Raw genomic sequence first — 5,759 nt, 5'->3', positions numbered from 1 at the left:
ATCGCCAGCGGGGCCGCGTGGCTGACCGCCGCTGCCCACGACCTCGCCGGGAGCCCCTCATGACCATCAGCGACTTCCACCAGACACCGATCCTGCGCGAAGGCGTTCGCCCAGGTGACATCGTGCGCGCCCGACCCGTCTTCGTTCCGCAGCTGGCGGGCGCGGCCGGGGCGTGGCAACTCGTCTACGTCACCACCGATTCGCGGTCTCAGCCGATCGCGGCCTCGGCGATCGTCTGCATCCCCGAGGCCAAGCCGAAACCGGGAACCGGAGCGATTCTGCTCTATTGCCCACCGTTTCGCGGATTGGGCGGCCATTGCGCGCCCTCGCAGCTGCTCGCTACCGGGACCGAGTACGACCTCGCCGGCATCGATGCCGCGCTCACGCGAGGCTGGGTCGTCGCCATCCCCGACGGGCAGGGACTCGGCGCGGGCACCGGCCCGCACACCTTCCTCGCCGCCCGCGCCGCCGGTGCCAAACCGGTCCTCGACCTGGCTCGTGCGGTCTACCGCGCCTCGGACCTGGACCTGCCGGTCGCGCCGGTGGTCGCGTGGGGATACGCCGACGGCGGCCGGATCGCAGCGGTGGCGGGGGAGCTGCAGCGCTGGTACGCCCCGGAGATCGACCTGCGCGGCGTCGCTGCCGGAGCAGTCTTCTCCGACCTGGCGGTCCTGGCCCCGCTGGTCGGCCGGGGCACCCGCACCGGTCTGGCCGGGTTGGCGTTCGCCGGGCTGATCGGGTTGTCTCACGCCTACAACCAGCTCCCGCTGCGGCACGTGCTCAACGAAGCGGGTCTCGTCGCTGCTGCCGAGGCACGACACCTCACCGTCGTCGAACTCTTGCAGCGCTTTCCCGAGCGGCTGGCGCATTGGTGCCGTGAGCCCGATCCGTGGAACGACCACTGGTGGCGGCGGGTTCTCGCGTTGGAGTCGCTGGCGCACGTGAAATCCGATGTGCCCCTGCACCTCTACCATGGCGAACTCGACCTGATCGTGCCGGTCCGCGCCGGACGCAAGGCGCTGATCGCCTACCGACAGCGCGGCACGACGGTGGACTGGCGCGAGTACGACGGCGACCACCGCAGCACCGCGCACTGGGCCATCTCCGATGTCCTGGCCCGGCTCACCACCGACATCGCCAACGGTCCCGTGTCCCAACCGATCCCGGCACCGGCCGAGGCCGAAGTGCGGCCCAGCGCGTGAGCCACCCCTGACCCCTCCGGGGAACCCTGCCCGCACCCCGCAACCCCCCTTCCCGGGGTGCGGGCAGGCCCCGGAGACATCTGACCCGAGGCGAGGCGAGATGAATGCCGAGGTACCCGCACAACCCACCTGAGAACGAGGACGACGGCGCCGAAGCCTGGGTCGACCTGCCCCAGACTCTTCCGGACCTGCGGCTCGTCGCCGACACCGGCTCCGGCCATGACCTCGACGAGTCAGACGAGCCACTCCTACCGGAGGAGTTCTGGTTCAACCGGATACGCAAGACTCCCGGCACGGCCGACGCCGCCCGTGTTCCCCGGTGGGGGACCGGTCTTGCGGACCGGCTGCCGCGCGGTGCCTGGGCCGCGCTGGCGGCCACTGTCGCCGTCCTGGCCGGGGTCCTGCTGGTGCCGACCGAGGAGACCGGCGACACCGGCGCGCAGGTGCCGTCCACGGCCGCCCCGCCCAGCTCGAGCACCACGGTTTCGGGTCCGTGCACCGGGCTCACCGGAGAGGTGGTCACCGAAAGCGCCGGTGACCCCGCCACCCTGGCCGGGGTCATCGCCTCTTTCGAGGCCGCCTACTACATCCACCGCGATGCGGCGCGCGCGATGCCGTTGCTCGCACCGGAGAGCGGGATCACCTTCGAGGGCCTCGCCGCGGGCATCGCCTCCGTCCCACCCGGCACCCGCCACTGCGTCGCGATCACCCCGATCGCCCCGACCACCGCCAACGTCCACATCGCCGAGATTCGCCCCGACCGCACACGGACCGACTACCTCCAGCTGATCAACACCCGCCCCGCCGAAACCGGTGGCGCGTTGCTGATCTCCAACGTCCAAAAACAGGGATAGGAAACCCATCGATGAGGCCGCAGGCGCCGTACCTGATCGCCGTCGCCGGACTGAGCTCGCGCGCAGGGACCACCACGACCACCGTCGCGCTCGCCCACACCTGGCCCGGCCCCGAAACCGCGCTCATCGTCGAAGCCGACCCCGCAGGCGGCCAGCTCGCCGAAATGGTCGGCGCGGACCCGCATCTCGGCTCGGCGAGCCTAGCCCGCCGAAGCGCCCTCGGCCTGCCCGTCACCCCGGAACTCCTGGCCCAGCACGTGCAGTATCTGCCCGGCGGGCAGGCGTTCCTGGCCGCGCCGCCCGGGCACGACCCCGACGATCCGGTTCCGGCCGCTGCGCTGCTGACCGATCCGGACCGGGGCTGGCGCGGGCTCGGCGCGACGATATTCGCCGATTGCGGTGTCCCCGAGCCAGGCTCACCCGCGCATCCGGTGATCGCCGCCGCCGACGCCGCCTTGTTCGTGGTCCGCGCCGAGCACATCGATCCCGGGCCCGCCGCGCAGCGGGTCCTCGATCTCACCCGCCGTCGACGCCCTCGGGGCATCGTGGTCATCGGCGGCAGCCGCGCCTATATCGACGCGATCGGGTTCCCGGTCGTGGGAGAGTTGCCCGCCTCCCGCGCCGGTGCCCGTGCCCTGCTGACCGGCCGCCGCACACGCCAGCACCTGATCCCGCCCGCGCGCGGCACCATCATCGACGTGGAGATCCAGCTGCGCCGCTACGAACACTCCGGCCAGTTCGACCCACCTCGCGCGGCCCCTGCGGTCCGCCAGGACCGCCGCAGACGCCGCGGCGAGGACGGTCCGAGGATCTACAGCATCGACCCCGCCACCGTGCCTACACCGCGCCCTCGTCTACGCGAGCCCGTGGTGGTGGACATCGCTGAGACCATCGCAGCACCGTCCTCTGAGTCTGTGCTCGCGGTTGAGGCCGAGGATGCCGGCCAACTCGCGGAGAGCGACCTCGCCGCGGCGCCTGAGCCGATCCCGCACCCCGAGACCGACACCACCGATACTGCGCCGGTGCCGACACCGGCCGACGGTGCACCCGCGCTGACGGTGCGGGTCTTCGGGCCCACCCGAATCTTCTGGCACGACGCGGAATCCGGTGAGAGCGTGGAGATCACCACGCAGCTGCAGCCGCGTGCCCGCGAACTGGTGGCCGTGCTCGCCCTGCATCCCGAAGGGCTGCCACGACAGCAGCTGATCGAGCTGTTGTGGGGCCAGCGACCCGGACACCGGGGCGGCAGCGCGCTGGCGAACACGTTGAGCCGCCTACGCGCCGCGCTGGGCACCGCCACCGGCGGGCAGATCACCGACGCACTCGCCGAGGACCGCACCCAGGTCCGGCTCTCGGGCCACCTCGGCGTCGACTACTGGGACTTCAACGCGGCGGTAGCGCAACGCCGCCACGCCCGCAGTGACACCGAGCAGACCGACGCCGCTCGCCGCATCGCTGCCCTGGCCACGAGCGAACTGGCCAGCGACCTCACCGACACCTGGGTTCAATCCATCCGTGAATCGGCGCGACGCACCTCGCTCAACGCCCTGAGCTGGCTGGCCACCCGCAACACTGACGACCCCCGCGCCACCCTGGGAATGCTCGAAACCACTGTCGAGAACGACCCCTACAACGAAGCGGTCTGGCACGACCTCCTGCGTTTGCACGCCCGCCTCGGTGAAACCGCCGCACTCGCCCGCACCTACAGCCTTCTGACGCGGAGACTCGCCGAAATCGGCCAGACTCCGAGTCAGGAAACCCGACAGCTTCTCGCAACGCTCCGCCGCGCCAAGAAATAGAGTCCTATGTGGCCCGGATATTACCGCTCGCGCTGATTGTCGATTACTGTAGAAATCGGTATTCCGATCGTTTCCGAAACGGCATTCAGCACGTTCGGGGTGTTGCTCTGTTCAATTCAAGAATTGCTGAAAAGGCCGTATTCATGCGCCGGGTATTTCATTGCTATTTGCGAGGGTGGAGCTCCCTTTTGCCTGAGTGGCTCGATGAGAAATTATCCATGCGATGTTCCATGGCGAGATTCGATGCATGATTCAGTGCGAGGATTGGAACGACGCACCCTGTCTGCATGAAATAGCAGGTCAGCGGGCAAATATCTGGGCGGATATCGGCGGGGATTGTCTATACACAAAGATGTATAGACATGCTCGGGCGGTGTCTGACGCCTGGTTCTCTGTGACCTCTCGCGTCTGCCTACCTGTTCGGTTGCTTCCTTTCCTCGCCCCCTTCTCGCCTTCCTATTGCTTATCATCTCTCCATTCTTTCCAGTCTTTTCCGGCCGAGGCGTGGCCTGGCTGGCGAGCGCATGTCCGCGCCGCGTTTCCGTATTGCCTAGCCGGACTCGCCATTGTCCGGAAAAATTCCGGAAAATTGAGCGCTTTTCGGGGTTGTGAGGCTGTTCGAGGTCGAGCTAGCGTCGACCCCGTTCCCGGAATTCGCCGGGAAATTCGCAGAAATCCGAATGGCGGCCACGCCGCACGTATGCCGGAAACCGGCGCGAATTCGGAACGGAAATTGCAGGAGTCACGATGCCCGCCACCACCGCCCCCGCCGCCCCGACCACTACCACCCCGGCCCCGGCCGCCGGTCGCCTGCCCAACGGCGAACTTCGCCGTATGGTGGCCGCCGCGCTGGCCGCCGACCCCGTTCGCGAACAGTCGCCCCGGGAAATCGCCACCGGGCTCGGCCGGTCCTCCGGTGCGGTCGGCAACGCGCTCGAGGCGTTGACCGCCGCCGGGCACGCTGAACGCACCTCGGCCGCGCCCCGCCGCTACCGCGCCACCTCCACCACGGCCACCGCCGCCGCCCCGGCCGCCGCCCCGGCCCCGGCCGTGCCTGCCACCCCGGCGGCCCCGGCCCCCAGCAAGCCGAAACCGGCCCGCCGCCGCACCAAGAAAACCGCCACCCCGGCCCCGGCCCCGGCCGCGCCCGCCGCCCCGGCGGCCCCGGCCCGCACGGGTAACACGGTGGCCCGGCCGAACGGGCAGGACTACCACCTGCGCAAGCTCGCCGGGCGCGCGGATGTGGATGTGTTGCAGACGATGCGCGCAGCCGAGGTTCCGGTGCTGCTGTACGGCCCGCCCGGCACCGGGAAGACCTCGCTCATCGAGGCCGCCTACGGGGACCTGCTGACGGTGCAGGGCGACGGGGACACCACGGTCGCCGATTTCGTAGGCGAGTACACCCAAACCCCGGACGGCCGTTTCGTTTTCATGGACGGCCCCCTCGTCCGCGCGATGAAAGAGGGCCGGGTGCTGTTCATCGATGACGCGACCCTCATCTCCCCGACCGTGCTCGCGGCGGTGTATCCCGCGATGGACGGCCGTAAAGAGCTGGTAGTCAAAGCCACCGGCGAGGTGGTCAAAGCCGAGCCCGGTTTCTTTGTGGTAGCCGGGCACAACCCCGGCGTGCACGGGGCCATCCTGTCCGACGCGCTGAGTTCGCGGTTCGCGTTCCAGGTGCAGGTGGTCAGCGACCTCGACCTCGCCACCCAGCTCGGCGTGGAACGGCGCGCGGTGAAAGTGGCCCGCGAGCTGGCCGCACGGCAGGCCAAGGGCGAGGTCGGGTGGGCCCCGCAACTGCGCGAGCTGCTGGCGTTCCGCAAGATCGCCGCCGCCACCGACCCCGACACCGCCATGGCCAACCTCCTCGGGGCCGCCCCGGAAGAGGACCGCGAGGTGGTGGC

4 protein-coding genes are annotated in these 5,759 nt (G+C 69.8%); all 4 read left to right on the top strand.

The genetic code is table 11. The features are described 5' to 3' along the window. Positions 1–59: 59 nt before the first annotated feature. Positions 60–1,202 carry a lipase family protein gene (locus APZ21_RS02960; protein ID WP_054811652.1) on the top strand — a complete coding sequence of 381 codons (1,143 nt, stop codon included), beginning with the start codon at positions 60–62 and terminating at the stop codon, positions 1,200–1,202. A 104-nt stretch (positions 1,203–1,306) separates the two neighbouring features. Continuing rightward, a complete protein-coding gene (locus tag APZ21_RS02955) occupies positions 1,307–2,056 on the top strand; it encodes a DUF8176 domain-containing protein (protein WP_019045687.1) in 750 nt (249 codons plus the stop codon). Positions 2,057–2,067: 11 nt separating this feature from the next. Then, the gene (locus tag APZ21_RS02950) at positions 2,068–3,855 is read left to right on the top strand and encodes an AfsR/SARP family transcriptional regulator (RefSeq protein WP_019045688.1); all 1,788 of its coding nucleotides are present in this window, start codon (positions 2,068–2,070) and stop codon (positions 3,853–3,855) included. Between the two features lie 747 nt (positions 3,856–4,602). Then, positions 4,603–5,759: AAA family ATPase (locus APZ21_RS02945; protein ID WP_054811651.1), on the top strand; the 1,157-nt coding region annotated here is incomplete at its 3' end.

The sequence above is a fragment of the Nocardia arizonensis genome, from assembly GCF_001310275.1.
Lineage (GTDB): Bacteria > Actinomycetota > Actinomycetes > Mycobacteriales > Mycobacteriaceae > Nocardia > Nocardia arizonensis.
Note: the sequence above shows the minus strand (reverse complement) of the source record. Positions and strands in the feature narration are given on the sequence as shown.

Bases quoted from the DNA above. Each gene is read 5' to 3' on its own strand.
- APZ21_RS02955 (WP_019045687.1), top strand. From the start codon at position 1,307: ATGCCGAGGTACCCGCACAACCCACCTGAGAACGAGGACGACGGCGCC.
- APZ21_RS02960 (WP_054811652.1), top strand. From the start codon at position 60: ATGACCATCAGCGACTTCCACCAGACACCGATCCTGCGCGAAGGCGTT.
- APZ21_RS02950 (WP_019045688.1), top strand. From the start codon at position 2,068: ATGAGGCCGCAGGCGCCGTACCTGATCGCCGTCGCCGGACTGAGCTCG.